Consider the following 25282-nt stretch of genomic DNA (forward strand, 5'->3'; position numbering starts at 1 on the left):
GTATTGCTGAGTTCACTGCACAGGAGGAGGGAAGGGAGCATTGCTATCACTCTGGCATGTAGCGGGCCTGCAATCGCTGCAATGTCCCGTCACGGCGCATTGCCTCGACTGCCGCCCGCAAACCTTTCACCAACTGCGCGGAACATTGTTTCGAACAGGCCAGGTAAACATCCGCGGAACTCATGACCGGGCTCATGAACAGCGGGCGATCGGAGTTCTTGGGCCAGATATGCCGGCTCTCCGGAACACCATTGAACCAGGCATCGATGCGCCCCTTGAGCAGCATCTGCGCGGGGTTGTCGCCGATGGTCAATGGATAGATCTGGTCCTCGCTGAAACCTTGGCTGCGCAGGATCTCTTCCTGCGCGCTGCCCAGGCCGACGCCGATCACCCGGTAGGCCTTCTTCGCCTCGTCGTAGCTGCTCACCGGCTGGTCGAGACTGAAAAACGCCCGATCCATGCTCATGATCGGCGCGATCCAGGTGAAACGGTCCTCGCGTTCCGGCGTGCGGGTCAGCGGTGCGATCAGCAGATCCTGCCTTTCACTGACATGCCGCTGCGACCGGGCCCAGGGCGGCGCCTGGATGTGGGCGACATAACCGATCTCGGCGATGGCCTGCACGACGATTTCGCCGACGATTCCATGGCCATGTGAGTCATCGACAAAGGTCAGCGGCGGCGCGTCGAGAATATACAGTTCGATGGGAGAGGGCGCGGTAAACGCGGCCTGTGCAACCGGCAACGACAGTGACAGGCTCAGGCCAAGCAGCCAGGAACGGGCAGTCGATGAGTGTTTGATCGATTGCATGGCAGGTATCTCTAGCACGGCAGGTGTCATTCGGCAGTTGCCTGGCTGATAGCAGATTGCTTCAGCGTAGCATCTGAGCACCAGGGGGGGGCTTCGTTCATTAAACGGGAGCGCCGAAAATTTTTGTCGCGACCTTGTCCTGTTGCGAAAATGCCCCATTTATACAAGGACATGCGTACACACAGGAAATTCACTGATGGACAGCAACATCCGGTTCGAGGGTGAGTTTTCACCCAGTGTAAAAACGTGGATCGAGGATGAAATCGGACGCGCGTTCACACGCTGTGCCGAGCAGTTTGACGCGGTGTCAGTGGAATGGAAGATGCCGAGTATCGTTGTAAAGGAGGGTGACGGAGGAGAAGCACGGTTTCATCAGTTGGAACTGCATCTATCCTCAACGCTGAATCTGAATCCGCAGCATTCGGATGAAGAGGGGATCTACGAACTCAAGAAGGCAAAGCGTCTGATCCATCATGAGTTGGTGCATGTTTTTCAGCATCAAGTGCTGGGCGAAGAGAAGATGTATTCCTTACCAACCTGGTTCTCCGAGGGCATGGCCGTTGCGTTCTCCCAGCAGACGCTGTCATGGAATGCGGACCAGCTTCAGAAAGACCTCAATGCCATGGCTCGTCTACCCGGCGCAGAGCGGTATCTGCTCATGACACGCTATATACCCTTCAACATGCGTCTTCCACCGTTCGATGCGCTTTACGAGATATGGGGAGGGCTTTTCGCTCATGCAGTAGCGGAGAATGCCAAACTGCATCCTGGCTATCAAATAGACAATGGGCCGCATCTATTAGCTGATGAGTACAGACGTGCGGTGGCGGTTGTACATGACACAAAGCAGTACGGTTTCGACAAGGCCCTCAGCTTGCATACCAAACAGCAGGTTTTGACTCCAGCCAACTTTCGGAATGAGCTTCTGGCATTTATTTCGATTTGACGGGGACTTTCAATAACTCAACTAAATCTCTATTTAGTTGAGTTATTACCTGAACTGCCTGAAGTCGCTGTAGCAGGGGAATTTTTCCCAGTAAACAAGTTGCGACCTTTACTGCTCGGCATTGGCAAAGCCCCCAAGCCCAAAGATAACTCGATCAAGGTGGGAGCCGGCTTGCTGGCGATCCGCTGCAAGCGGCCAGCCACCGCGATCCACACGAGGCAGGATTCAGTAACACGCCGTGGTCCTGAAGCCTACAGGCGTGAACCATTCCATAGTCTATCCAGATCAAAGGCCTTTCATGCATTTCCTGACATCGTCGTCGATCACATTACCGGGCTTGATGCAGTCCTTGAGCGTCTTTTCATCTGGCCGGCTGTCGAACGCGGCGCGAGCGCGATCACGATCACGGCATTGCTTGTTCATGACGTTGCCGAATTCCGTGTGGATTCCCTTGTAGGTTTCGCAAAGTACGGTATCTGAAACTTTCTGGACCTGGGCAGCAAAAGGCTGTGTGATCGATTGAGCAAATCCTGTGCTGCAGACAAACAGCATCAGTGTGGCGGGCATCCATTTCATGAAGCGTCCTTGACCGTGGCGATGTGATCGGTGAAATCATCAACAGCGAGACGTTATCGTAAGGCGGTGATTTTCGTAAGGTTTGGCTCGTGGATTCTGAGGGGAAGCGGCCTGAGCGGCGCATATGATACTACGCATAATGTATATTATGTTAAATAACATATATGGATAACCAACGCTCACACTGCCCCTCGTCGAATCTGCCCGCTGGAACGTAGAATGCGCCTGCTCAAATTCAGCTCGGGCGCTATGCGCTCTCAACTTGATCAGCCACCACACGAAAGGATTCCGATGAGCGCTGAAGAAAAGATCGATACGACTGCGCCTGCCGTCGTCACCAAATCCGCCAGCCAATTCCCCTGGATGCTCGTACTGCCGTTTCTTGGCTTCGTCGGTTACGCCGTACCGTACATGACCGGGTTGATCTACTGGCAACATTACCTGCGCGTTCTCAGCGTTCCGTCTGGATTGTTCGAGGCTGAAGCTCGGGATTATTTCGTGTTCGCCTACGTGGCCTTGATCGAGTCGTTGGGCAACTGGACCGGTTTTCTGCGCAATCCGTTTGTTTGGCTCAGCATCGCCGGTTTTATCTTGGCGCTCTCCGCTGAGCTGGTGGTCATCAAGAAGCTGGAAAAAAATGCTCGAATAAAGAGCGTTGTCGAAAAGTACACGCGCAATCGATATGTCGCGCTTTCCAGTGGGCTCGTGGTGCTTTCCGCGGCCATCACGACTGTAGTGATGCTGATACCGCTCATCCTGCTGCCTGTCGTGCTTCTTCCGGCCGGCATCGGCAATTACGGCGCCGATCAGACCCTGAAGCGCGACCGTGAGATCTTTGCCAAGGGCTGCGACTTCTCGGAACAGGCCAAAAAGCACTGTTACGTGGTCAAGGACGGCGAGAAAATCATTGCTTCGGGCTTTCTGGTGGCAACCTCAGGCTCCAGGCTGGCCCTCTATGAAAATGGCCGCCCCAAGATCATTCCGCTGAAGGACTACAGCGTCGAAATTCTGGTTAAAAAAGAAGACGACAAGCCCTCTGTGCCTCAGGAACACTGAGGCGGCGCTGGGCGCAATACCAGGAAAAAACCGTGATCAGAAGGCTTATCAGGAAATATGAAAGCACTATTCATCCCGCTGCTAGGGATTTTGTCGTTAGCTCAAACAACACTATCCTTCGCGGATAATGCCAATGGGAAAGCCCTCTACCTGCAGAGATGCGCCGTATGCCACGGCCCGGATATCAAGGCAACCGGGCCGCTGGCGAAAAAAAGCAGCCCCCCTACCCCTGACCTGACAACGCTAGCCTTCAAAAAGCGACTGCATGACTATCCTGGCGTTATCGTTTCTTCGGTCATACTGCGTCCCAATGGAGACCTGATTCCCAGGACCTTGCAGGAAAACGGCGTAAAAATTCCGGCGCACGCCTGGACCGTCAAGGATTTCCGCGACTTGAATGAGTACATGACCGGGGTGATTTCAAACGCTCGTTGACCCGGCTCTGCGCACGAACCGAACCCGAGCCCGCTGCGGACGCAGGGAGAACCACCCCCGCGGTGCCAGCTCGCCGTCGTGCACGATGTCCCAATGCTCCACCCAGTAGGCCAGCGCCGCAGCCAGGTCGATCATCGCCATGGCCGTTCCGGGGCAGGAACGATCCCCCAGGCCAAACGGAAAATAGGCGCCGCGGGGCCACGTTGCCGAATCCAGGAAGCGCTCCGGACGGAACTCCAGCGGTGCGTCGAACCAGCGCGGGTCGCGATGGGTGATCCAGCTGGAAACCATGACCACGTCGCCACGCTTGAGCGAATGGCCAGACACGTCGATATCTGCCGTCACCTGTCGCGGCGCAAGGCCGTAGGCCGGTGGATACAGACGCAGGCATTCCTGCAGCACCGCCCGCAGCAAGGGGCAGTTGCGCAGGTCGCTGACCGAGCGGATGGCTGGCCAGTCGATGGGCGCCAGTTCGGTACGCAGTCGCTCGGATAATTCCGGGCGCTGTGCCAACAGCAGCAGGCACCAGGTCAAGGTAACGCCCGTGGACTGGTGCGACGCCATCAGCAGCGTGCAAAGCTCATCACGCATTTCGGCGAGAGGTCGTGGAGACCGCTCGGCAACCTCGTCGACCACTGTTCGCAATTGCCCGAGGGCCCAGCGTTTGCGTGGGCAGAGCTTGCTCGGGAACCAGTGCCCCAGCGGCAGCCCGGTAGACATTTCCAGCAATGCCACCCGCGACAGCAGGCGAACCGCCTTGGCAATCCGGTAGGCCGCCGGCTCCAGGTCGACATCGAACAGGGCGTGGCCGCTGAGGGTGGCGCTGAACGCTGCCATCTCCAGGTCGAGGTCATACTCACGCCCCTCCTCTATCCGCTCCGCCCACTGCGCGGCCAGTTGGCGCACATCACTGGCCGCCGGTGCCGTTATGTGCGGGCGAACCGCCTTGCGCTGTGCCTGTGCCGGTTCGCCCTCGCGCATCATGAAGCTGCGCCCGTTCCATTGCTTGAGCATGCACAGTGCTGGCGCCCAGCGGCGCAGGTCGTCGCGATGCTCGACCATCAGCTCGTGCACCGCTTGCGGATGGAAAAGGCACCAGACCCGTTGTGGCCCCATGCGCATGACGGCGACGTCCGGCTGCATCGCCTGCATTTTCTGCAGCCACGCCAACGGGTCGCGCTGGATCTCCAGCCAGTGGCGCGCGCCTGCACGGTTATCGCCGACCCACGGTAGGTGGGCCAGCCGACGACGGATGGGACAATTTGGGTTGGCTTCGAGCATGCTTGCGTCTCGCTGCGACCTGGTGGACAGCCCTTGTCCAGGGCCTTCTCGGGTAGGTGCCATGGGCTTTCCGGGCTGAGCCTGGCTCCCGCGATGAGCATAGTACCCTAGCCCGCCGCCTCCTGCGCCGCTGGCAGGTCCACGTCACCCAAGGCCATTCGTCGGTCGTCGATGAGAAAAACCAAACTGCTGTCGGGTCTGCTGCCTCTCAATACTGAGTCTGCTCACTCCAGACTAGGTAGGCACTCCTGTTTTGCCCGTACTCAGTGCGGGCTTTTTTTTGGCGCTGACACAAGGGGCCGTTGCGCCAACGCAACTAGGCGTCGAGCACCGCGCGCACTTTTCCCGGCAGATCGGCAGGCTGGTAAGGTTTGGCAAGCGTTTCCATGGTGGCAAAGAACCCGTCCTTGCGGTTGGAAGAAAGCCTCGCCAAATCGACAGGATCGAGCACGGGCTTTTGCTTTCTTGCCAAGATTCACCTCCGATAACTGATGCGTGTTCCATTGACCATGAAAACGCTTCGGAGTGCGACCCGGCGCCGAACAGTTGCGGCGCCGCTCGCGGGCGGCATCCACGCCTGGCGCCGGCGTGGATGCTCCGGGAAACTCAGTCGCCATTCCCGGCAATGGTGATGTAGTCGGTATAGACCTGCGGCGCGCCGGAGAAAGACGCCAGTTGCCGCCATTCCTCGTACATGCGCTCGCTCTCCTGATGCTCGCGCACGAAGGTCACCGCCTTCTCCGTCGAGACGTCCAGTTCCGGATGGAAGGAATCCAGTGATTCCAGGCTCTCGATTTCCAGCATCACCGCGTACTGGTCCAGGCGATTCCCCCCCTGCCCCTTGAGCATGTGGAACTTCCAGCCAGGATAGTCTTCGATGCGCTGGATATTGCCGGTGATGAAGTCCTCGAAGGTCTGCGCCGCCACCCCGGAACGCAGCGCCAGGTTATGGATACCCACCACCCGCGCCACCGGCTTCTCGCCGGACACGACGCGATAGTTGGGGCCCTCGGCCAGGGAGCTGTTGTTGTTCTGCGCCAGCAGCGAATAGGTGGAAAAAAGCGTCGGCAGCTCGGCGAAGGTCGAGAAGGTTTTCCACTCGGCAATCAGCGCCAGCGCCTCGCCGTGCTGCTGCCAGAATTCGTGGGCATGGGCGGTCTGGTCGCCGTTGCGGTCGATGTAGTGGGCGTACTGTTCGGCACTGGGCGCCTCGTACAGCATCAGGTACTGATCCTTCCGTTCGCCGCGCAGGCCCTTGAGCAGGCTCCAGCGCCAGCCAGGGTAAGCCGGAATGGCGACACCGCGCTCGCGCACGAAGTCCTCGAAATCCTCGGCCGTGACGCCCTTTTTCAGGTTTAGGCCAATGTAGTGCAGGCTGAATACCGCAGCGGATTCTTGACTCATGTTGACTCCATGGATGGACAATAGAAACGGTGTCTAGCGCGAAGCATTCGGGTCCCGGCCCGTGATAAACCGGGCACTGGCGCACATCAGCAGCATGATCACCACTCCGGCGGCAAAAGCCGTGGACAGACTGGCATGCCGCGCCACAAAACCGATAAGCGCCGGGCCACCGAGCAGACCGCTGTAGCCGATCAGGGTCACGGCCGACAGGGCCATGTCCGAGGGCACCCGCGGGTGATTGCCCGCGGTGCTGAACAGGATCGGCACGATATTGGAGAGGCCGATGCCCGCCAGGACGAAACCGCCCAGTGCCACCACCGGCCGATCGATCGAGACGATCAGCAACAGGCCAAGGGCGGCGCAGCCGGCACCGGCGATCAGCATGCGCCGCTGGCCACCGGCATTCACCAGGCGATCGCCGTACAGCCGGCATAGCGCCACGGCCACGGCGTACAAGGTGTAGCCGAACCCGGCGTGGCTTTTGTCCATGCCCCGCTCGCTGTGCAGGAACACTGCCGACCAGTCGAGCATCGCCCCTTCGATCATGAAGATGAAAAAGCACAGCAGCGCGATAAACAGCAGGCTCGGCTGGCGCAGCGCCCGTAGCAGTCCTCCGGACGCACCAGGCTCCTGGGGCTGGCGGCCGAGCAGATGCGCCGAGGCCTGCAGGGCCAGCCAGGCGATCAGCGCCACCACCAGCAGGATCGCCTGCAACGGCTCCAGCCCGGCCCAGAGCAGCAGACTGACGCCGCCTGCGCCGGCCACGCTGCCAATGCTGTAGAAACCATGGAAGCCGGACATCCTGGCTTCGCCGCTATCGCGCTCGACGATCACCGCCTGGGCGTTCATCGACACATCGAGCAGGCCGTTGACCGCGCCAAACAGCAGCAAGGCCGCTGCGACTTCGAGGGTGGCGCTGGCGTACAGCATGAACGGCAGCACCAGGCAGAACAGCGTCGCGCAACCGAGAATCAGGGCCCGGCAGCCGAACCGGGCGATAAGTCGGCCGGTGAAGGGCATCACCAGCATCGACCCTGCGGCGATGCAGAACAGCAGCAGGCCCAGGGTGCCGTCGCCGATCGCCAGCCGGCCCTTGACGAAGGGTATCAGCGGCGCCCAGGCGGCCATGCCCAGCCCGGCGACAAAGAAAATCCGCCGGGTAGCCTGCTGCTGGCGCAGATTTCCCGTCAGTCGCGAGTCGAGTACTTGGACCGTCATCAGCCCAGGCTCTGCGCAACCGACAGGTAGTCGGTGTAGATCTGCGGCGAACCGGAGAACGACGCCAGCCGCTTCCACTCCTCGTACATCTGCTTGGTGTCGCGGTGGGCCCGGGCGAATTTCGCCGCCTCGTCGGTGGCGATATCCGGCTCGGGGTAGAACACATCCAGCGCTTCGAGGCTGGCGATCTCCATCATCACCACGTACTGGTCCAGGCGATTGCCGCGTTCGCCCTTGAGCAGGTGGAACTTCCAGTCCGGGTAATCCTCGATGCGCTGGTGGTTCTCGGCGATGAAGGTCTCGAACGTCTGCGCCTGCACATCTGCCCGCAGCGCCAGGTTATGGATACCGATCACCCGGGCGATTGGCGCCTGCCCTGCTCGCTCCTGGTAACGTGGACCCGGCAGCACCGTGCTCTTGCGGTTCTCGGCCAGCAACCGGTAGTCGGTATAGAGCGTCGGCAGCTCGGCATAGGTGCCGTAGCGCTTCCATTCGCCGAGAATATCCAGCGCCTGCGGATTGTCATGCCAGAACTGGCGAGCCAGCCCGGTCTTGTTGCCATCGGCACCGATATACAAATCACGCTGCTCGGCACTGGCGATCTCGAACAGCATCAGGTACTGCCCTACCCGCTCGCCCCGCAGCCCGCGCAGCAGGGTCCAGCTCCAACCCGGATAACAGGGAAGGTGCACGCCCTTTTCGCGCACGAACGTTTCAAACTGCTCCGGCGTTACCCCGGCCTCGGTATCGATGGCGACGTAGTGCAGGCTGAACACCGGTTTGGATCGGCTGTTGTGTTCTGGCATGGATGCGCTCCTCAAGCCTCGGGGATGATGAACTGGGTGTTGATGATGGCTTCCACCAGGGTCACGCCATTGGGCGTCAGCCGGACCAGGTCGCCATCGACGCTGACCAGCGCCTTGGCCACCAGGCTCAGGAGGGTCTGGCGGATGATCGGGTTGTCGTGGTAGCTGCGCCCGTCGAAACGCTGGCGAAACACCTGGTCGTCCACGGGCACCAGGGTCGAAAGGGCCATCTTGAAGGCGTTCACCTCCCGCTGCAGCGGCGACATACCACGGCTTTCATCAATTGGCAGGCGGTCTTCGTCCAGCGCCTGCTTGTACTTGGCGTAGCCGGTGATATTGATCGCTTCGGCGCGCGTGCATTTGGAACTGCCGCCCAGGCCGATCGCCACTTCGGGATACTGGGTGCCGAGATCGGTGATCAGGCCCTTCCATTTCTCCGCCGGCAGATCGTTCTGGTGGAAGTACATGGTCGGGTGCTCGCGATAGCTTGGCGCCAGGTACTGCTCCACCAGCTCGCGCATCTGGTACTGCTTGCCCAGGCCGGGAAAGGTCATGTCATTCATGCTGATCAGGCCCTTGCGCTGCCAATGGCTCTGCTTCTCGCCGGAGACCCCGGTGCGGGTCTTCATGAACTCCTCCATGTGCAGCTTGCTGATCACCACATGGGACAGTTCCAGCTCCAGGGACTTCTCCAGGTCGTACTTCACATCGTCGACGCTCTGGCCGAGCATGCCGTAGATCAGGTCGACACTGACCCACTCCAGGCCGATGGAACGGGCATGGAGAATGGTGTCCACGCATTCCTCGGCCGAGTGCATGCGCCCGCAGGCGGAAATGATCCGGTCGTCGAAGGATTGCGCGCCGAAACTGATCTTGGTGAAGCCCAGCTCCTTGAGCAGCGACAGGTAGGTCTTGTCCAGGGTGCCCGGCTCGCCCTCGAAGCGCAGGGTCGCGGCCGAGAAATTGAAGTGGCTGCGGTAGAAAGCCATCAATCGGCGCAGTTCCAGCTCCGGCAACAGCGATGGCGTACCGCCGAAGATATTGAACTCGCCGACCTCGGCCTGGGCCAGGCTCGGCACCTTCTCCAGCCACATCGTGGCTTCCTTGATGTTGTAGTCCACCACATCGCGGAACACGACCTGGGACGAGGCCGCCTTGGGGTTGAGGATCACCGTCGGGTATTGGCAGAAATGGCAGCGGTAGCGACAGGTGGGGATGTAGGACCACAGGTGGATCTGTTTGGCCTCGCGGATTTCCCGGTCCATGTTCTCGAAGAACGATGGCAAGGGATAACCGGCAATGTCGCCGGGAAACACATGGCAGCCGAACGGGTCGTTGAACACGTAGTCCAGCATGGCGCTGTTGTCCGGGTGCGCGAGGAACTCATGGACCCGCGGTACCGGGTAGTTCGGGTCGATATCGTTCAGTGAGTGCAGGGCTTCGCCGTTCATCAGAACACCCCCCCGTTGGCAAAGTAGTTATGAGCTTCACCGGACTCGCGGTCTTCGGCGAAGTAGTAGACGAAACGCTCGAAATCCTCGGGCTGGACCTGGTCGAAGCAGGCCGGCAATGGCGGCGGGTAGCCGATATCGTCGCCGACGGCGCGGCGCAGGGCGCTGAAGATTTCCTCGCGGAACTCGAAATACAGGCGATAGGACGGGGTCTTGTAGGCGTGGATCGGCTTGAAGTCGATCACCCGCGACTGCTGCTTGATCTCGTGGATGCGCTGGTACAGGCGGTCCGCCACCGGCTCGCCGAAGAATGCCCGTACCGCCGGGCTCTCCAGCAGTATCTGGGGATTGAGCAATGCCGGCAGCACGATGTTCTTCGGCACGTAGTCCTTGATCGAGTACTCCCAGACCTGCACCGACTCTGCAGTCGTGGTGTCGCGCAGCGTTGGCGTCTGCTTTTCGACCTCCGGCCGCACGTCCTTCATGATAATGATGCCGTCCTGGCCGTAGGCATTGCCGGTGATCACCTCGTCGAGAATGGTGTCGACCCGCCGGCTGTTGATCTCGATCCGCGATTCGTGGGCATACACCGGCTTGCCGCCCCAGGCGATCACCCGGATGCCGAAGTCCCAGTCATCGGAGAGATGCTCGACGAAACGGCCCTTGTCCAACTGGTAGAAGATTTCGATGCCACCGACCCGGTCGTAGAGGCCGCGTTCGACGGCGAAACCCTTGCCATCCGGGAAACCACCGAACAGCGAGAAGGACATTTCGCGGCAGCGCAGGGTCTTCCGGATTTCCTTGTACAGGTTCGGCCGCCGGCTGAAATGCGCTTCGTTGTAGTAATAGTTGCAGGTGCCCAGGTCGCCTTGTTCGGCGATCATCTTTTCAATCAGCGCGTGTAGCCAGTACGGATCGACGGTGCAGTCGGCGTCGGCGGAAGCAATATAGTGTCGGTTGCTGACCCCCAGGCGGATATCCCGCTCTTTCGAGCGCAACGAGGCGTAGTCCATGCCGCGCTTGCGGGCCGAAGAAACACCCTGGATACGTTCCTGGATCACATGGATATCCAGGGACGGATTGTGTTCCTTGAAACGGTTGATCTTTTCCACCGAGTCATCGGTCGAGTTATTGTCGACGATAATCAGTTCATAACTTCCGTGGGTAATCAGTTCGCCCTGGGTCTTCTGGTTGAACAACGACTCGAGCACGACATCGATTCGATCGCTTTCATTATAAAGTGGCAGCACCACCGAGACAAAAACAGTATCACGCATAGTTCCTCCAGAAGCATTCAGGTCAAGCATATCCATGACATTGTTGGAGAGTACCCGCCGGCCGATGGAAAAGTTATGTTGGGCCACCTGCTCCCTCAGCGCCTTGTCGTTCAACAGTCGGTAGACTTCTTCGATAAAATTATCGTCAGGCAAACCATCGTGCTCTTCAGAGATCGCCATGATCGGCGCCTCGAAACCATGCTGGCCATATACCTCGTGGTAGTACTCATAGTTGCTGGCTATATAACAACGCTGACTACTGATAGCCTCTCCCACCGGATTGCCATAACTGTCGTAACCCCAGGAGGTGAGGAACGACACCAGGTCACAGGCGTGATAAAGATCCTCGACGGTGAGGGTTCTTTCATTCGACGGCATATAATCGTGGGACAGTGCCCCCACGAACTTGATATAGGTTTCGACCTCAAGTTCGCGGGCCAACTGGTTCAACTGGGCGAAGTAGTCCGGATGCTCTCCGGGATCGCCCGCCAGCGCCAGGTACACCCGCCGCCGACTGCCGTCCTCGACGAAGCGCTGGTTCAGTCGCTGCACCAGGTGGATATCACGGTCCTGGCGTTTTTGCGGAATGATCCGTGTGGTGCGGGCGATCAGAAGGTCGCTGTCGCGGATATCCAGGTTTTCCTTGAGATTGCCCTCGCGGCCTTGGCCACTGAAGTCATAGGTGTTCCTGCGCACCTGGACCTGCACCTGGTGATCGCACCAGTGTTCAAGCTTGTTCTTCAGGTCGTTGTTGAGCGTGACATAGGTGATATGGGGCGAAGGGGTCGGCTTGACCGCATGGGGATAAGGCTCGGGACCGTACTTCATCACGGTCTTTTCGCTGCTCCACATCAGGTCGTGGTCGCGCCAGATCACAAAGTGTCCCAGGCCATGCTGGTGCCCGTAGCGCTCGATGGCCAGGTACAGCGCCTGGGTGTAGATGATGTTCTCCGGCAGCGTGGCGTTTTCCACGATCACATGGCGAATATCGAGTTGCTCCCACAACTGGACAATCCGCAGGGACAAGGCCTGGGCCGACTCATCGATGGCCTTGAGCAAGCGCTGCTGCTCTTGCGGCGAGACCTGGGTCTTCTGTGCGATCAGGACATTGTGGGAATGCTCGATAAAGTCCACGTTGTAGTGAGGCACACTGTCGATACGTTCAACCCGCACCAGGCTAAAAAGCTCTCGATAGATGTCTTTCTCGTGGTCATAAGGCTTGTTGAAGTTGCCCTTATCTACCTTTATTTCATAACCCAGGTCCAGATACGAAGTAACTCCCTTGTTCAAGAGATGCTTCGCCAACTTCAACGCTTCGACGGTTATACCTGATACTGCAACAGCATCGAATGATATGAATATCGCTCCAGCAGGCATGACAATACCTCTCGAACCAATAAGAATGCATTGATCTTCACGGACTAAAATGACCAGTTTTTTATAATTCAGGGCGATAAAACGCTGCGTGATCATTCCGACGATTGTCGAATCGGCGACCCGCTTCAGTTCAGACAATGTTTTAGGCGCACTTCTCCCTTGGCAATTGATCAGCTATCAACTTGTCCAGTCAATGGTAGGTGGCGCGGATGGCTCAGGGTGACAAGCAACGGGGAAATGCAGGTGGGCAGTCGGTCTTCGAGTGATGGTGGCTCATGCTCTTTCCCCTTCCCTGTTCAGGATCTTGTTTTGAAAATCTTGTGGGTGGCGCTGAGTAACATTTCGTAAAGAACATACTCGTCTGTACGAGTCAAAGCAACCGTCCTACAGACATTTTTTTGATTTGTTTGTTTTGTCGGGGAAAACCAAGAAAGTCCTGAAAGTTAATATTAAATTGCCAGTAACCAGGCACAAAAAAGCCCCTGGATCCGAAAATCCAGGGGCCAGGATGGCTCCAACCGCAGAGATTCCAAGGTGGCTTTAACGACCCGCTTGCCACCCCACGGTCTGCAGCGCCTCAATCAGGTTCGTGCCCTGCAGCGCCGGCACCTCGCGCCCATCTGCTGCCCGCATCGAACGGCCTGCCAGCAGCGCATTGATAATGGCCTCCTCGACCGCCTCGGCCGCCGCCGCGAACAACGGTGAGATGTGATCGTTGTTGACCATGTCCACCTGGGCCGTCCTCGGCAGGTCGCGACGGTTGTAGTCCGCCGGCGCCAATCCGGTATTCCCCGTCGAGAACGCCAGGAAAATATCGCCACTGGAATCATCGGTACCACCGCCCGTGCGCGCGATACCCAGCGATGCCCGCTGGGCCAGGCGCTGGCATTGATGCGGCAGCAATGGCGCATCGGTGGCCAATACCACCACGATCGAGCCCATCCCCGGCGTATCCTGCTTCACGAAAGGCGACGGCAAATCCACCAATACCCGCCCTACGGGATAACCATCCACCCGCAGTTCCCGACGTCGGCCGTGATTGGCCTGGACAAAGGCACCCACGGTCCAGCCGCCCTGCTCCACCGGCAGTTCCCGTGAAGCGCTACCGATCCCGCCCTTGAACTCGTGGCAGATCATGCCGGTGCCGCCACCCACGGCGCCCTCGGTCACCGGCCCGGCACTGGCCGCCGCGAGAGCCTGGTGAACCAGCTCGGCATTCACATGCTGGCCCCAGATATCGTTCAGCACGCCATCGTAGGTTTCCATCACCACCGGCATGCACCAGTAGGTCGACGAGTCCGCCAGGGTCGCATGCTCATGGGCGATCAGCGCATCACGCACCACACCGACGCTGTGGGTGTTGGTGGTTGCAATGGGCGTCGTCAGCAGGCCTGCCTCCCGAATCCATTCCAGGCCTGTTGCATCACCATTGCCGTTCAGCACATGGCAGCCGGCGAAACAGGGCTCATACCGCGCGGCGCCGGCGCGAGGTTCGATGACGCTGACACCGGTTCGCACGGGTTTGCCGTCATGAACCTTGTCCAGCGTGGCATGGCCAACCCTTACGCCGGGTACATCGGTGATTGCGTTGAGAGGGCCCGGCTTTCCAAGGCCCAGGGTGATACCAAAGTCGCGTGCTCGCATCGTTTCTCTCGCTCAAAGTTTCTGGAAAGCCGGACTCAGCTTGCCGTAGGTGCCATAGAGCACCAGGGACGCCAGCAGGATGCCCAGGATAATAAAGATGTCTCGGGACGAAGCGGTACCCAGCAAGGCCACCAGCAGATACCCGGCCCCTATCACCGCAGCGATCGCTGGCAGCGGCCACAGCGGCATCCGGTAGGGGTGTTCCCGATCACGACGCAGCACCCGGCTGAACAACGCGCACAGGCCGACCACCAGGTACACGCAAAGAATCAGCAATACGGTGAACGAGGTGAGTTCCGACAGGTTGGAACTGAAGGTCAAGGCCGCCGAGGGGATCGCCAGGAACAGCGTGGCCAGACAGGGCGAGTCCCACTTGGGATGGATACGGGTGAAGGCGCGGTTCAGGCTCGGCATCCACAACTCATCACGTCCGCTGCTGTAGATCACCCGGCCGATCTGGATCACCAGGGCAATGATCGCGTTGAACACCGACAGGAAAATCCCCGCGCTCACCAGCCGGGACAGCGTTTCGTTGCCATGGGCCGTCAGCAGGTAGCCAATGGGGTCGGGACTGGCCAGCATCGCCTCAAGCGACGGCGCCCCCACCAGCAGCGCAATCAGGGGAATCACTTCGATGGCCACCACCAGCACCAGCGACCACAGCACCGCCTTGGGAATGCCGCGCCCTGCACACTTCATGTCCTCGGCAAGCAACACCGCGCCGCCATAGCCATTGAAGGAGAACAGCGCGGTACCCACGGCACCGATCACCAGCGCCCAGGGCGCCGCGTGCAACACGCCCTTGTCGAGCATGACCGGGCTCAGCAGGCTGCTGACCGGTTGCTGCGCATGCCCGAAGCCCAACACCACGATGACCATCAGTGCCGCCACTTCCAGGAACAGGCAACTGCCGGTGACCCAGGCATTGAGCTTTATATTGAGAATGCCGAGCAGATAACTCAGGGCCACAATCACCAGCGCGACGACCTGCCCATCGAACTGTGTACCCAGTGCCGCGTTGAGGTAGGTCGCCGCGCCCGTGGCCAGCACTGGCGGAATGAACAGCAGCATCGCCAGCACGGTGAGAAACGTCGCATAGCCGGCCAGGCCGCCAAATACTCGCTTGGCGAACACGTATTCGCCACCGGCGGCACTGTGTGCCCGACCCAGTTCGGCGTAGCAAAGGGCAAACATCAGCGCCAATACGCCGCCCAGGATGAACGCCCAGATCACGCCGGTGCCGGCCTGGGCAATGGCAAAGGGCGCAATGACGAAGACGGAACTGGCCGGCGTCACCGAGGAAACGGTGATGGCGACCACATCGGGAACGCTCAGCGTCGGCTTGAGCTCAGGGGATGGTGCATTACTGGACGTCATATGTTCATCCTCACGTTGTTGTAGGTGTTAGGAGGCAGAACCAGGATTCGATCGGTTGCGGGCTCGTTGGCTCGCTTGATGGGTTTGAAATCTAGGCAGGTACTCCAGGTTGGACAATTCCCCCTAAGGGGTACCCCCGTTTGACAGCCACTGCAAATCGGGCGCCAATGCCCTACCTGTTTCAAGGATGCAACCGTGGACATTCTCTTCAATGAAGTCGCCAGCCACACCGCGTTGGCCCGCGCGATCGAGCAGATCGGCAGCCCGCGCTTCTGGCGGCAGCTGATATTGGTGCTGCGCCATTGGGTACCGTTCGACAATGCGTTGGCAATTCACTTTCCGTCCCAGGGCGCGCCCCATGTGCTGGAGGAATACGACGCGGCGCCGGCACCCGCGGCGGGTGAGCTGTATCTGGATGGCTTGTACCTGCTGGACCCCTTCTACCAGGCGGCTCGCGAAGGCCTGGCCAGCGGTTTCTACCATTTGGAAGAAGTTGCGCCGGACCACTTCTGGCAAGCGGATTATTACCTGAACTACTTCCAGGACCATGTGCTGGTGGATGAAGTCCAATACCTGTTGCAACTGCCGGATGGGGTGTTGTCGCTATCCCTGGGGATGCGCCGGGCGTTCGATTCGGCGGAGCTGGGGAAACTGAGCCTGGTCAGTGGCTGGGTGCTGGCCCTGCTGAACCAGAACTGGACCCGCATCGGCATCTCCTTGCCAGTGCAGCCTCCGGCGGGTGATGCGTTGGCGAAGTTTGGCCAGGGGGTGTTATCGGAGCGGGAGCTGGAAATCGCCCGGCTGATTCTGCGGGGTATTCGTCGAAAGCCATGGCGCAGCGACTGGGGATCTCACCGGAGACAATCAAGGCGCACCGGCGGCATTTGTACGCGAAGCTGGATATTTCTTCGCAGCCGGAGCTGTTTTCGTTGTTTATCCGGGAGTTGGGGTTTGTGGAGTTGCAGGGTCCTTGAACTGTAGCCTCACCTGAGACTTGTCACCATGCGGAGGTGGCTTAACAATTAACATAGAAAACAGCAGCAAATGATGATCTCAGCTGGGCCGTTTGTTCTAAATGAGCTGATACGGCTAGTCCATAAATCCGGACGCAAACAGCGAAACTGGATTAGAACTCAGGGAGCATTAATGAAAGCCTTACTAGCAAAGCTTATAACCAAGTACCTGCAAACCTCTGTCTCTTACCGCTTCTATCTTGCCTCGATACTCACATACCTTATTGGGCTCACAGCTTATTCACATGCCGGACCGCCTGCATTAACAGCTGGGACTACGGTTGCATCTGCATTTATAATTTGTGGTTTCGTTGCGTGGTGCTTTCCCATCGCCCGCTGGTTGCATACTGTTTGGGATCAACCGCTCTCTAAAGTCCCCATTATCATACTACATCTGCTTGCGCTGCTGGTTTCGACAGCATGCGCGCGTTTCGCCGTTGCCGAGTCGCTCGGACTGCCACCGCAGAGTTTTGACCTAACGGTCGGTTTTCTCGCGCTGCTATTTTATATCCCATCACTACTAGGTGTCGTGGCGGTTATCCTTTTTGGGGTTGCACTATTGATGCTGATCGTTGCCTTGGCAGGCCTTCTGCTCGATACCGTTTGGAAAAATATGACGCCGATATTGTCGTTGTTCGGCTATAAAACCACCCAGAGAGCCTCACGGAATATAATTATTTTCCACAGCATAGGTGCATTGATCAGTAGTATACTACTTGCGTTTAGCTACAGCTATCTCACCAATAATTTCAGCCCTGCATTCAAGGCAGTAACGAAAATTATTGCGCTACGGAGCGATTTTCATATCACTCCGAACTATCCAGGGGGACACACCGCTGAGTATATTCACCCGCTGGAAAATGGCTTCATTGCTTTTGCTCGCGAGGAACAAGACAAACATGTCGTTATTGGTGTTCGTTTGCAGTCCACTGAGCCACAAAATATCGTGATAGAGGACATACCGTCTGTGAAAACGATAATGTCAGGTGTGATAGAGCGCTTTCATTAAGGGTTGCTACCTTAGCTGGTTGGGGGATGTAGGGGGGCAGCGAGATAGGCAGAACATATCCCGAAAGCCCTGATCCGATTCAGGGCTTTCTTACGCCAGCCTCCCTAGGCATAGACTTACGAAGGCGACGCCCTACGCTTCGCCTCCAGGCCTCGGCTTTCGATCACATCAAACACATCATTTGCATCCTGCAAGAGCAATCTTGAAATCGCCGCGATATTGCCCAAATCTCGCGGATCGCTATCGCTCAATCGACTACAGGTGAAAAGCGTCATCAACTTATTGACCGCACGCATCCGCTCAGCGACGCACGCATGCAGATCGACCAGCGGTGCATTGCTGTCAATATAGAGAACGGGGAACTGAGTGGAAACACTGTCCATCGGGATAAAGCGTCTAGGGGCATGCTCGGTATTCATAGTCAAAACTCCATATGTATGAAACTGAGCCGCCTGTTCGCTGCGAAACGAATGGGTGGCGGCTGTGTGCGGGTTCGCAGACCGAGCATATGGAAACACGGCAGATCCGGAGATCTCCCCCACACAGCCACCATAAACGGTGCTAGGCACATAGGATGCCAGCAAATGCTTGATGGTGCTTGACTCCATAATTTGCTCAGGGCTGCGAAACCCGGCTCCTCGGGATCAGCCGAAGAATAGGACCGAGCATGAACGGTCTCATCCATCCGGAACAATTCACCAAAGACAGCGTGGGCCTGGCGATTTTTCCGATTGGAAAGTAGGTCATTCCCCGTGACTCGGTTCTCAAGCCCACAATCGCTGACAACCGCGTAAAATGACCTTTTGAAGACTATTCCGTTTCCTACATGACTGATTAATCGCGCCAGTTTGCCCAGAACAGTCGTGGACACATTTTTCTACGGAGCGGCGTGAAACACCTGAGCCTCGGGCAGCTTATCGTGCTACCTGACTTGAAACACCTATGGGATTGGTATGCAGATCCAAAGGTGAAATACAGTCGTTGACATTAGAGACGATCAGTCTAAATTACCTCCATGACACTTCCAAAGCCCACCGCCCGCCGAGGCCGGCCACCAAAGATCGCCCGTGAGCACAGCGACACGCTGGAGCTGTTGTTGCGTTGCGGCATGGAAACCCTCACCGAACAGGGTTTCGCCGCCACCGGCATCGACACGGTGCTGAAGCGGATCCAGGTGCCCAAGGGGTCCTTCTACCACTACTTCGACAGCAAGGAAGCCTTCGGCCGGGCCGTGCTGGAGCGCTATGCGGAGTACTTCGCGCGCAAGCTCGATCGCTGCTTCCTCGACCAGAACCTGTCGCCGCTGGGCCGGCTGGCCCGGTTCGTCGATGAGGCCAAGGTCGGCATGGCCAAGTACCAGTTCCGCCGCGGCTGCCTGGTCGGCAACCTGGGGCAGGAAGTGCTGATGCTGCCAGACAGCTTTCGCCAGCAGCTTGAACAGACGCTGCTCGACTGGGAACAGCGCCTGGCAGCGTGCCTGGAGGAAGCTGCACAGCAAGGTGAGGTGGGCGTCGGGCACGACTGCCAGGCGCTGGCTGCATTCTTCTGGGTCGGCTGGGAAGGCGCCGTGCTGCGTGCCCGTCTCGCTCAGCAGGTGCGCCCTCTCGACATCTTTTTCCAGGGTTTTCTCGCAGGCATCACCCGATGATCTTTCTTGGGTGATTTAAATACGATCGGTCTAAAAGAGGTTAGGTCATGTTCAAAGCCATTGTGGTCGACAAGCAGGATGACAATTACACCGCCCGACTCGCCGACCTGGAGGACAGCCAGCTTCCGGCCGGCAACGTCACGGTGCAGGTGGCGTACAGCACGCTGAACTACAAGGATGGCCTCGCCATCACTGGCAAGAGCCCGGTGGTGCGCAGTTTTCCCATGGTACCGGGCATCGATCTGGCCGGCACCGTGGAAACCAGCAGCGACCCGCGCTACCAAACGGGCGACCGGGTGCTGCTCAACGGCTGGGGCGTGGGTGAAGGTCACTGGGGTGGCCTGGCGCAAAAAGCCAGCCTGAATGGCGACTGGCTTATCCCCCACCCCAGGCAACTGACCGAACGCCAATCGATGGCCATCGGTACGGCCGGCTACACCGCGATGCTTTGCCTGATGGCGCTGGAACGTCATGGCTTGAAACCGTCCGACGGGCCGGTGCTGGTGACAGGCGCCACGGGGGGCGTGGGGAGTTTCGCGGTCAGCCTGCTGGCACGTCGTGGCTATACGGTCATCGCGGCGACGGGCAAGGCCAGTGAAGAGGCTTATCTCAAGAGCCTGGGAGCCACGACGATTATCGATCGGGCCGAGCTGTCCGCTCCGGGTAGGCCATTGGCCAAGGAGAAGTGGGCGGCGGTAGTTGATTCGGTGGGCAGTCATACGCTGGTCAATGCCTGTGCGGGCACCCGATCCGAGGGGCTGGTGGCGGCTTGCGGGCTGGCCCAGGGCATGGATTTTCCTGCCACGGTTGCGCCGTTCATTCTGCGCGGTGTGAGCCTGCTGGGCATCAACAGTGTGACGCAGCCCTATGAGCGGCGGGTCGAGGCCTGGGAGCGGCTGGGCAACGAGCTGGACCTGGAGGCGCTGTCGCTGATTACCCAGGACATTGGCCTGGAGGAAGCGCTACCCGCTGCCGCTGATCTGATTGCCGGAAAAATTCGCGGCCGCCTGATTGTCGATGTGAATCGGTAGGCACCTGCACGACAGGCGCCCTCGGTCGGTCAAGGCTGCAACGAGGGTGCCTCTCTTTCCGCTTCCCTCGCGCGCATTTCAATCACCTTCCAGATGTCGTAGCCATCGCGCAACAGCAGCGCCGCGCCCTGGATGAAGTGCGTCAGGTCCTCGTCGTCGATCTTGCTCAGGTTCAGGCAGGACAGACTGTCGATCATGTCCCGTCCGGCCCGCAGCCGTTCGCTGCCGTAAGCGTGCAAATCCAGCAATGAGGCCTGCGTATTGATGAACAGGATGTGGCGATCGGTGCTGGTGGGGCTAAGGGGGTAATAAGTCATGGGTGACTCCGATGAGGTCGGGCGTTGCCCCGTTCTGCGACCAGGCAGAACCGGGACAACTGTTTGCGGGTGGGTCGACTGGGTCTCGATGACTCCTGTCAGAGTCAATACCACCGGCAAACGCCTGCCCGGCAGGTGGGCGCCTGCCCGACCTCAAGGCGACATCGAATCACGCGTGGATGAGTCTGCGAGACCACATTGGCAGGAGCCCTGGCAGCACGGTTCGCCATGGTGGTGTCCGCTTGCGCAGGCTTCGCAGCAATAACGCTTGCCATCGCGGATCACCGCGTTGGCGCCTACAGTGCAGGAGCAATGATGACAGGCGCAGCGTTGTTCGTTCATTTAGGCTCTCTCCCCTTTTCCGGTACCACATCGTCGGTCCATGGCTCGCCATCGAGCGGTGCCGAGCGGGCCAGTTCGGCCTCGTCCAGGCCAATACCACCGCCAATCTCGTCGGCATCGACGCGGCGCAGACGCCTGTCGGCCGGGCCTCCCCCGTTGCCGGGCTCATCCGGGTCACGCGCGCCGGTTTCGTCGAACAGTGTGTCGGGGCTCAGGTCATCGAGGGTGACGTTGTCTTCGTGGAGGCTGTCACTCAGCACTTCGCCGCCGGTCATGCCACTCTCGGCCACGCGGCGGGACGGGTAGTCTTCCGCCACTTCCCGCGCCGGGCGTTCATCGCCAACACGGCCTTGGCGTTCATCGCGACGTTCGCTGAAGTCCAGTTCATGGACGCTGCCCATGCGGTCTTCGGTGTCGTCGATTTCGACCGGGGTTCTTGGGTTCTCGGGTGTCGGCATGAGGGTTCTCCGTTTGCATGGCCGCCTTGGCGGTTCGCTGGCAAGCCAGCTTCCACAGGGGCGGCATTGGGTTTCAATCGGTGGACCGGCCTGCCGCCCGGATAATTCAGAGTTTTTACGTGATAGCGCGTCCCTACACGTTGATCGGCTGACCGGACTGGCTGTAGCGCAACGCGCCACAGCGTTCACAGCATTCGCATTTGAGCCCGGCGATTTCACCGATCAGCAGGCTGCGCCAGTGGCAGCCCGACAACAGACAGATGAGTTTCATCTGACACCTCCCTGGCCCTTGGAAATAGGGCCCTTACAAAGACTGACCCACCCGTGCCGCGAAGGTTTTATTTAATTGTGACTTGTGGCCCTGGTCGGCTGCGCATGCAAAAAAACTAAACCTTTTGTCAACGCCCTGGGTCCACCCTTCGCGACACAGAGGTCGCACCACCGATAACAAGGAGTGAAAGATGAGCAATCCATTCTTCAAGTACGCAGGTTTGTCGTTGATGCTGGGCCTGGCTTCGCTGCAGGTGCAGGCAGCCACCTCCAACGATTTCGTCGATGCCGCCACCGAAGCGGGCATCTCTGAAGTGGTGATCGGCAAGCTGGCCCAGGAAAAGAGCCACAGCGCCGACATCAAGCAGTTCGCTGAAAAGATGGTCAGCGATCACACCAAGGCCAACCAGAAGCTGGGCGAGATCGCCCACAAGCTGGATATCAAGGTGCCGGATGAGGCGGCGCTGACCGACAAGGTCAAGAAAATGATCCTGGAATGGCGTGATGAGTCCTTCGACAAGTCCTATGTCGAGAACCAGGTCAATGCCCATGAAAAGGCCGTGGAGCTGTTCAAGAAGGAAGCGGCTTCTTCGGACAAGGCCGAGCTGAAGGCTTTCGCCAGCGAAACCCTGCCGACGCTTGAACACCATCTGGAGCAGGCCAAGGCGCTGAAGGCCACTCACGACAAGTGACAGTCGCTGCCTGTCGATAAGCTGAGTCCGGGGGCGCCAACCGGCCCCCGGGACCATCCTGCCTACCTGTTTTTTTCGTTGTCCCTGGGCGCTATCGCCGGCCCCTGGGGATCCACTTGCGGGTCTTCGAGATCCGGCGAGTCGGGGTCGAACCCGAGGTCATGCTTGGCATTGGCCTGTTCGGACGAGTGCGGGCCCTGGCCCCGTGCCGTTTTCTGTGCGGTCGAATCGTGAGCGGTGCCGGTCGAGCCATCCGGACGATGGGCATCGTTGTCGCGTTCCTGCTCACCCTGGGTTTTCGACGGTGCCTCAGTAGCTTTCTTCATTTTCCACGCCTACCTTTGCGGTGTTGTGCACGGGTAGACTGTTGCCTCTGTCGAAGTGTTCAGAATCATTTCCACCAGCAGCTGGAACATCAACCCGCCGACGTTCCCCGTTTGAACGCATACCACCCCGCCGCCACCACCAGCGCCGCGCCCAGCAAGGTATACAGGTCCGGCGCCGAACCGAACACCACGAACCCGATGATGATCGCAAACACCAGCAGGCTGTAGTTGAAGGGCTGCAACGTCGTCGCCGGCGCATACTCCAGCGCCTTGACCAGCAGCAGATGGGCGAACACCCCGGTCACCGACAAGGTCAACATCAACGGCCAGTCACCGGGTGCCACGGGCTTCCAGCTCGGTACTCCGACGACCGTCGAAAGCCCTGCCCCGACCAGCGCCATGTACAACATGTTGGTATTGAAGCTGTCCTGGCGGCTGATATGGCGGGTCATCAGGTTGTACACGGCAAACATCAACGCCGCGCTCAGCGGAATGGTTGCAGCCAGATCGAATACACCGAGGCCAGGGCGCAGGATGATCAGCGTGCCGAGAAAACCGACCACTGCGGCCAACCATTGCTTGCGCGTCACGCGCTCGGCAAAGAACAAACCGCCCAGTACCAGCGTCACCAGGGGAAATACCGCGAACAGGGCATGGCTTTCCGCCAGGCCGAGGTACTTCAGGCCCAGGGCAAACACGCCGATTTCGACGATCGATAGCGTTGAACGCAACAACTGCAGAAACGGATGCTGCGTCTTGAAGGCCGGCTTCAGCCCACCGCGGGATTTGACATACATGACGGCAAAAACCGCGAATACCCAATAACGGATCATGACGAACTGCGCGACGGCGTAGTCCTTTACCAGGGTCTTGGTGATCGCATCCTGGGCGGCGAACACCAGCATGGCGAGGATGCAATAGGCAATGCCCTTGGCATGGGAGTCCGCACGGGGTTGCACACGGGCCAGGGTCTGCGACATGAGTGTCCTCGACGTTGCGTTCGAAATCCGTGTCGTTCGGCGAAAGCAGGCGGTCTGCCTGAATGCCCGTCACGTCTGAGCTTGCAGGCTATCACTCCCGCTCCTGACCTGCTTGTCGTTTGCGACACATCTTCGTCTCCCCGCGCCATCACTTCGGCAAGCATCGAGTGGTTCGATTGCACGTGCCCCTTGACTATCGACAGCAAATGGCACAAACAATGAGTCGTGATGGCCAAATAATGGCGGCCAAGGGAAGGCACATCCAATCAAGGACTTGAGTTTTCACCTTGAAAAGGCTGCCTGCCATGTTGAAATGTATAAGAACAACCGATCTTTGCGTTGGCATGTACATCAAGGAATTATGCGGTTCCTGGCTGAATCATCCGTTCCTGAGGGGGCGCTTCCTGCTCGATAGCGAGCAGGATCTCAAGCAGATCCTGGTTTCCTCCGTCACCCAGGTCTGGATCGACACCAGCAAGGGGCTCGACGTGCCACTTGGCACGGCCAGCCTGTCCCCCGAGGAGGTTGGGCAAAAGGCGGATGAGCGCCTCGGGGGCATTACCGAGAAGACCACCGTCATCCGCTCGAGCATGGAGGACGAGCTGGCCTCGGCGTTCAAGATCTGCATGCGCTCAAAGGCTGCCGTGCTGGAGATGTTCAATCATGCGCGGATGGGCGCGGTGATCGAGCTCGAAGGCGTCGATACACTGGTCGATGATATCGCCAGCTCGATTCACCGACATCCCAACGCCCTGATCAGCCTGGCGCGGCTGAAGACCGCCGACGAATACACCTACCTGCATTCCGTCGCCGTGTGCGCCCTGATGATCGCCCTCGCCCGGCAGCTCGGACTTTCCGAGGATCTGGTGCATGAAGCGGGCATTGCCGGCCTGCTGCACGACATTGGCAAGGCCACCGTATCGGACACCATCCTCAACAAGCCCGGGAAGCTCGACGACGCGGAATTCGAGCTGGTACGCCAGCACCCACGGGCCGGCGGCCAGATCCTGGTGTTCAGCCAGCATGTCAGCGCGCTGGCCGTGGATGTCTGCCTGCATCACCATGAAAAGGTCGATGGCTCGGGCTATCCCTCCAGGCTGTGTGGCGAGCAGATCAGCCTGTTTGCCCGCATGGGCGCGGTCTGTGATGTCTACGATGCGATCACCTCGGACCGTCCCTACAAAAAGGGTTGGGGCCCTGCCGAGTCGATCCACAAGATGGCCGAGTGGCAAGGGCACTTTGATGAAAATGTCTTCCAGGCCTTTGTCCGTACGGTGGGCATCTACCCGGTGGGCTCGCTGGTCCGGCTTGCCAGCGGCGCACTGGGGGTGGTGATGGAACAGCACGAGCGGTCGCTGCTGACACCCAAGGTCAAGGTGTTCTTCATGACCAAGGGGCGCACGCCAATCCTGCCCAAAGTGGTCGACCTGGCCAAGTTGGTCGGTGCAGAGCGGATCGTCGGGCGTGAATCCCCGGAAAGCTGGGGATTTCGCAATATCGATGACTTGTGGAAAGGCACACTGTCAGCGTGACTGCCCCG

25 protein-coding genes and 2 pseudogenes are annotated in these 25282 nt (G+C 59.1%); 9 read left to right on the forward strand and 18 right to left on the reverse strand.

Going from position 1 to position 25282, the window contains the following annotated elements; translation table 11 throughout:
• Positions 1-46 precede the first annotated feature (46 nt).
• Positions 47-808: a substrate-binding periplasmic protein gene (locus AC6I6U_RS19000; RefSeq protein WP_497877565.1), complete on the reverse strand. Its 762-nt coding sequence runs from the start codon at positions 806-808 to the stop codon at positions 47-49.
• Between the two features lie 196 nt (positions 809-1004).
• On the opposite strand from AC6I6U_RS19000, the gene AC6I6U_RS19005 reads away from it, so the two are divergent.
• Entirely contained in the window at positions 1005-1754 is a 750-nt protein-coding gene (locus AC6I6U_RS19005; protein WP_497877566.1) for a hypothetical protein, read from the forward strand.
• A gap of 285 nt (positions 1755-2039) precedes the next feature.
• On the opposite strand, the gene AC6I6U_RS19010 is transcribed toward AC6I6U_RS19005, so the two are convergent.
• The gene (locus AC6I6U_RS19010) at positions 2040-2330 is read right to left on the reverse strand and encodes a hypothetical protein (RefSeq protein ID WP_497877567.1); all 291 of its coding nucleotides are present in this window, start codon (positions 2328-2330) and stop codon (positions 2040-2042) included.
• Positions 2331-2549: 219 nt separating this feature from the next.
• On the opposite strand from AC6I6U_RS19010, the gene AC6I6U_RS19015 reads away from it, so the two are divergent.
• Positions 2550-3386, forward strand: a complete 837-nt coding sequence (locus AC6I6U_RS19015) for a hypothetical protein (protein WP_497877568.1) — start codon at positions 2550-2552, stop codon at positions 3384-3386.
• A 57-nt stretch (positions 3387-3443) separates the two neighbouring features.
• Entirely contained in the window at positions 3444-3821 is a 378-nt protein-coding gene (locus AC6I6U_RS19020; RefSeq protein WP_497877569.1) for a c-type cytochrome, read from the forward strand.
• On the opposite strand, the gene AC6I6U_RS19025 is transcribed toward AC6I6U_RS19020, so the two are convergent.
• The 9 genes from AC6I6U_RS19025 to AC6I6U_RS19065 all read right to left on the reverse strand — a co-directional run bounded on the left by AC6I6U_RS19025 (position 3807) and on the right by AC6I6U_RS19065 (position 15656).
• Positions 3807-5102 (reverse strand): cytochrome P450, encoded by a 1296-nt coding sequence (locus AC6I6U_RS19025; protein WP_497877570.1) that lies wholly within the window; start codon positions 5100-5102, stop codon positions 3807-3809. The two genes, AC6I6U_RS19020 and AC6I6U_RS19025, sit on opposite strands and share 15 nt — an antisense overlap.
• 316 nt (positions 5103-5418) lie before the next feature.
• The gene (locus tag AC6I6U_RS19030) at positions 5419-5574 is read right to left on the reverse strand and encodes a hypothetical protein (RefSeq protein ID WP_497877571.1); all 156 of its coding nucleotides are present in this window, start codon (positions 5572-5574) and stop codon (positions 5419-5421) included.
• A gap of 134 nt (positions 5575-5708) precedes the next feature.
• Positions 5709-6506 carry a hypothetical protein gene (locus AC6I6U_RS19035; RefSeq protein ID WP_497877572.1) on the reverse strand — a complete coding sequence of 266 codons (798 nt, stop codon included), beginning with the start codon at positions 6504-6506 and terminating at the stop codon, positions 5709-5711.
• Positions 6507-6539: 33 nt separating this feature from the next.
• Positions 6540-7724 (reverse strand): MFS transporter, encoded by a 1185-nt coding sequence (locus AC6I6U_RS19040; RefSeq protein WP_497877573.1) that lies wholly within the window; start codon positions 7722-7724, stop codon positions 6540-6542.
• On the reverse strand, positions 7724-8530 hold the full coding sequence (locus tag AC6I6U_RS19045) for a hypothetical protein (protein ID WP_497877574.1): 807 nt from the start codon (positions 8528-8530) through the stop codon (positions 7724-7726). The genes AC6I6U_RS19040 and AC6I6U_RS19045 overlap by 1 nt, the downstream gene beginning before the upstream one ends.
• An 11-nt stretch (positions 8531-8541) precedes the next feature.
• Positions 8542-9981: a radical SAM protein gene (locus AC6I6U_RS19050; protein ID WP_497877575.1), complete on the reverse strand. Its 1440-nt coding sequence runs from the start codon at positions 9979-9981 to the stop codon at positions 8542-8544.
• Positions 9981-12548 (reverse strand): glycosyltransferase, encoded by a 2568-nt coding sequence (locus tag AC6I6U_RS19055; RefSeq protein WP_497877576.1) that lies wholly within the window; start codon positions 12546-12548, stop codon positions 9981-9983. Before AC6I6U_RS19055 ends, AC6I6U_RS19050 begins: the two co-directional genes overlap by 1 nt.
• Positions 12549-13175: 627 nt before the next feature.
• The gene (locus tag AC6I6U_RS19060) at positions 13176-14279 is read right to left on the reverse strand and encodes a DmpA family aminopeptidase (RefSeq protein ID WP_497877577.1); all 1104 of its coding nucleotides are present in this window, start codon (positions 14277-14279) and stop codon (positions 13176-13178) included.
• A 12-nt stretch (positions 14280-14291) separates the two neighbouring features.
• The gene (locus tag AC6I6U_RS19065; protein WP_497877578.1) at positions 14292-15656 is read right to left on the reverse strand and encodes an APC family permease; all 1365 of its coding nucleotides are present in this window, start codon (positions 15654-15656) and stop codon (positions 14292-14294) included.
• A gap of 195 nt (positions 15657-15851) precedes the next feature.
• Between AC6I6U_RS19065 and AC6I6U_RS19070 the strand changes: the two are divergent.
• Both AC6I6U_RS19070 and AC6I6U_RS19075 read left to right on the forward strand, forming a co-directional pair.
• Positions 15852-16630 (forward strand): annotated as a pseudogene (locus tag AC6I6U_RS19070) (helix-turn-helix transcriptional regulator).
• 172 nt (positions 16631-16802) lie between these two features.
• Positions 16803-17678: a hypothetical protein gene (locus AC6I6U_RS19075; protein ID WP_497877579.1), complete on the forward strand. Its 876-nt coding sequence runs from the start codon at positions 16803-16805 to the stop codon at positions 17676-17678.
• A 116-nt stretch (positions 17679-17794) separates the two neighbouring features.
• On the opposite strand, the gene AC6I6U_RS19080 is transcribed toward AC6I6U_RS19075, so the two are convergent.
• Positions 17795-18097: a fructose-bisphosphate aldolase gene (locus AC6I6U_RS19080; protein WP_497877580.1), complete on the reverse strand. Its 303-nt coding sequence runs from the start codon at positions 18095-18097 to the stop codon at positions 17795-17797.
• A 596-nt stretch (positions 18098-18693) separates the two neighbouring features.
• Here AC6I6U_RS19080 and acuR point away from each other — a divergent pair.
• Both acuR and acuI read left to right on the forward strand, forming a co-directional pair.
• Positions 18694-19326 carry an acrylate utilization transcriptional regulator AcuR gene (gene acuR, locus AC6I6U_RS19085; RefSeq protein WP_497877581.1) on the forward strand — a complete coding sequence of 211 codons (633 nt, stop codon included), beginning with the start codon at positions 18694-18696 and terminating at the stop codon, positions 19324-19326.
• Between the two features lie 47 nt (positions 19327-19373).
• Complete coding sequence (acuI, locus tag AC6I6U_RS19090; RefSeq protein ID WP_497877582.1) at positions 19374-20357, forward strand: acrylyl-CoA reductase (NADPH); 984 nt, start codon at positions 19374-19376, stop codon at positions 20355-20357.
• 29 nt (positions 20358-20386) lie between these two features.
• Here acuI and AC6I6U_RS19095 read toward each other — a convergent pair whose 3' ends face one another.
• The 4 genes from AC6I6U_RS19095 to AC6I6U_RS19110 form a co-directional block, all read right to left on the reverse strand.
• Positions 20387-20674: a hypothetical protein gene (locus AC6I6U_RS19095; protein ID WP_497877583.1), complete on the reverse strand. Its 288-nt coding sequence runs from the start codon at positions 20672-20674 to the stop codon at positions 20387-20389.
• A gap of 153 nt (positions 20675-20827) precedes the next feature.
• On the reverse strand, positions 20828-21016 hold the full coding sequence (locus AC6I6U_RS19100) for a metallothionein (protein ID WP_497877584.1): 189 nt from the start codon (positions 21014-21016) through the stop codon (positions 20828-20830).
• Positions 21013-21474 carry a phosphotransferase system, HPr-related protein gene (locus tag AC6I6U_RS19105; protein WP_497877585.1) on the reverse strand — a complete coding sequence of 154 codons (462 nt, stop codon included), beginning with the start codon at positions 21472-21474 and terminating at the stop codon, positions 21013-21015. The genes AC6I6U_RS19100 and AC6I6U_RS19105 overlap by 4 nt, the downstream gene beginning before the upstream one ends.
• Positions 21475-21607: 133 nt before the next feature.
• Positions 21608-21745 (reverse strand): PSPA7_2676 family Cys-rich small protein, encoded by a 138-nt coding sequence (locus AC6I6U_RS19110; RefSeq protein WP_497877586.1) that lies wholly within the window; start codon positions 21743-21745, stop codon positions 21608-21610.
• A 190-nt stretch (positions 21746-21935) separates the two neighbouring features.
• On the opposite strand from AC6I6U_RS19110, the gene AC6I6U_RS19115 reads away from it, so the two are divergent.
• On the forward strand, positions 21936-22436 hold the full coding sequence (locus AC6I6U_RS19115; RefSeq protein ID WP_497877587.1) for a DUF4142 domain-containing protein: 501 nt from the start codon (positions 21936-21938) through the stop codon (positions 22434-22436).
• A 62-nt stretch (positions 22437-22498) separates the two neighbouring features.
• On the opposite strand, the pseudogene AC6I6U_RS19120 reads toward AC6I6U_RS19115, so the two are convergent.
• Positions 22499-22636: pseudogene (locus AC6I6U_RS19120) on the reverse strand (DUF6021 family protein); the annotation flags it as partial.
• 215 nt (positions 22637-22851) lie between these two features.
• Positions 22852-23742: a DMT family transporter gene (locus AC6I6U_RS19125; RefSeq protein WP_497877588.1), complete on the reverse strand. Its 891-nt coding sequence runs from the start codon at positions 23740-23742 to the stop codon at positions 22852-22854.
• Between the two features lie 305 nt (positions 23743-24047).
• Here AC6I6U_RS19125 and AC6I6U_RS19130 point away from each other — a divergent pair, with 305 nt between their 5' ends.
• Complete coding sequence (locus AC6I6U_RS19130) at positions 24048-25274, forward strand: cyclic di-GMP phosphodiesterase (protein ID WP_497877589.1); 1227 nt, start codon at positions 24048-24050, stop codon at positions 25272-25274.
• The last annotated feature ends 8 nt before the right edge of the window (positions 25275-25282 follow it).

Source organism: Pseudomonas sp. UTLPPB19802, from assembly GCF_059730225.1.

What these genes read in the sequence shown, in the direction of transcription:
- AC6I6U_RS19100 (WP_497877584.1), bottom strand. Translation starts at nt 21,016, where the DNA reads ATGAACGAACAACGCTGCGCCTGTCATCATTGCTCCTGCACTGTAGGC.
- AC6I6U_RS19045 (WP_497877574.1), bottom strand. Translation starts at nt 8,530, where the DNA reads ATGCCAGAACACAACAGCCGATCCAAACCGGTGTTCAGCCTGCACTAC.
- AC6I6U_RS19010 (WP_497877567.1), bottom strand. Translation starts at nt 2,330, where the DNA reads ATGAAATGGATGCCCGCCACACTGATGCTGTTTGTCTGCAGCACAGGA.
- AC6I6U_RS19115 (WP_497877587.1), top strand. Translation starts at nt 21,936, where the DNA reads ATGAGCAATCCATTCTTCAAGTACGCAGGTTTGTCGTTGATGCTGGGC.
- AC6I6U_RS19020 (WP_497877569.1), top strand. Translation starts at nt 3,444, where the DNA reads ATGAAAGCACTATTCATCCCGCTGCTAGGGATTTTGTCGTTAGCTCAA.
- AC6I6U_RS19040 (WP_497877573.1), bottom strand. Translation starts at nt 7,724, where the DNA reads ATGACGGTCCAAGTACTCGACTCGCGACTGACGGGAAATCTGCGCCAG.
- acuR (WP_497877581.1), top strand. Translation starts at nt 18,694, where the DNA reads ATGACACTTCCAAAGCCCACCGCCCGCCGAGGCCGGCCACCAAAGATC.
- AC6I6U_RS19065 (WP_497877578.1), bottom strand. Translation starts at nt 15,656, where the DNA reads ATGACGTCCAGTAATGCACCATCCCCTGAGCTCAAGCCGACGCTGAGC.
- AC6I6U_RS19015 (WP_497877568.1), top strand. Translation starts at nt 2,550, where the DNA reads ATGCGCCTGCTCAAATTCAGCTCGGGCGCTATGCGCTCTCAACTTGAT.
- AC6I6U_RS19105 (WP_497877585.1), bottom strand. Translation starts at nt 21,474, where the DNA reads ATGCCGACACCCGAGAACCCAAGAACCCCGGTCGAAATCGACGACACC.
- AC6I6U_RS19050 (WP_497877575.1), bottom strand. Translation starts at nt 9,981, where the DNA reads ATGAACGGCGAAGCCCTGCACTCACTGAACGATATCGACCCGAACTAC.
- AC6I6U_RS19110 (WP_497877586.1), bottom strand. Translation starts at nt 21,745, where the DNA reads ATGAAACTCATCTGTCTGTTGTCGGGCTGCCACTGGCGCAGCCTGCTG.
- AC6I6U_RS19035 (WP_497877572.1), bottom strand. Translation starts at nt 6,506, where the DNA reads ATGAGTCAAGAATCCGCTGCGGTATTCAGCCTGCACTACATTGGCCTA.
- AC6I6U_RS19000 (WP_497877565.1), bottom strand. Translation starts at nt 808, where the DNA reads ATGCAATCGATCAAACACTCATCGACTGCCCGTTCCTGGCTGCTTGGC.
- AC6I6U_RS19095 (WP_497877583.1), bottom strand. Translation starts at nt 20,674, where the DNA reads ATGACTTATTACCCCCTTAGCCCCACCAGCACCGATCGCCACATCCTG.
- AC6I6U_RS19005 (WP_497877566.1), top strand. Translation starts at nt 1,005, where the DNA reads ATGGACAGCAACATCCGGTTCGAGGGTGAGTTTTCACCCAGTGTAAAA.
- AC6I6U_RS19060 (WP_497877577.1), bottom strand. Translation starts at nt 14,279, where the DNA reads ATGCGAGCACGCGACTTTGGTATCACCCTGGGCCTTGGAAAGCCGGGC.
- AC6I6U_RS19125 (WP_497877588.1), bottom strand. Translation starts at nt 23,742, where the DNA reads ATGTCGCAGACCCTGGCCCGTGTGCAACCCCGTGCGGACTCCCATGCC.
- AC6I6U_RS19025 (WP_497877570.1), bottom strand. Translation starts at nt 5,102, where the DNA reads ATGCTCGAAGCCAACCCAAATTGTCCCATCCGTCGTCGGCTGGCCCAC.
- AC6I6U_RS19075 (WP_497877579.1), top strand. Translation starts at nt 16,803, where the DNA reads ATGAAAGCCTTACTAGCAAAGCTTATAACCAAGTACCTGCAAACCTCT.
- AC6I6U_RS19130 (WP_497877589.1), top strand. Translation starts at nt 24,048, where the DNA reads ATGTTGAAATGTATAAGAACAACCGATCTTTGCGTTGGCATGTACATC.
- acuI (WP_497877582.1), top strand. Translation starts at nt 19,374, where the DNA reads ATGTTCAAAGCCATTGTGGTCGACAAGCAGGATGACAATTACACCGCC.
- AC6I6U_RS19080 (WP_497877580.1), bottom strand. Translation starts at nt 18,097, where the DNA reads ATGAATACCGAGCATGCCCCTAGACGCTTTATCCCGATGGACAGTGTT.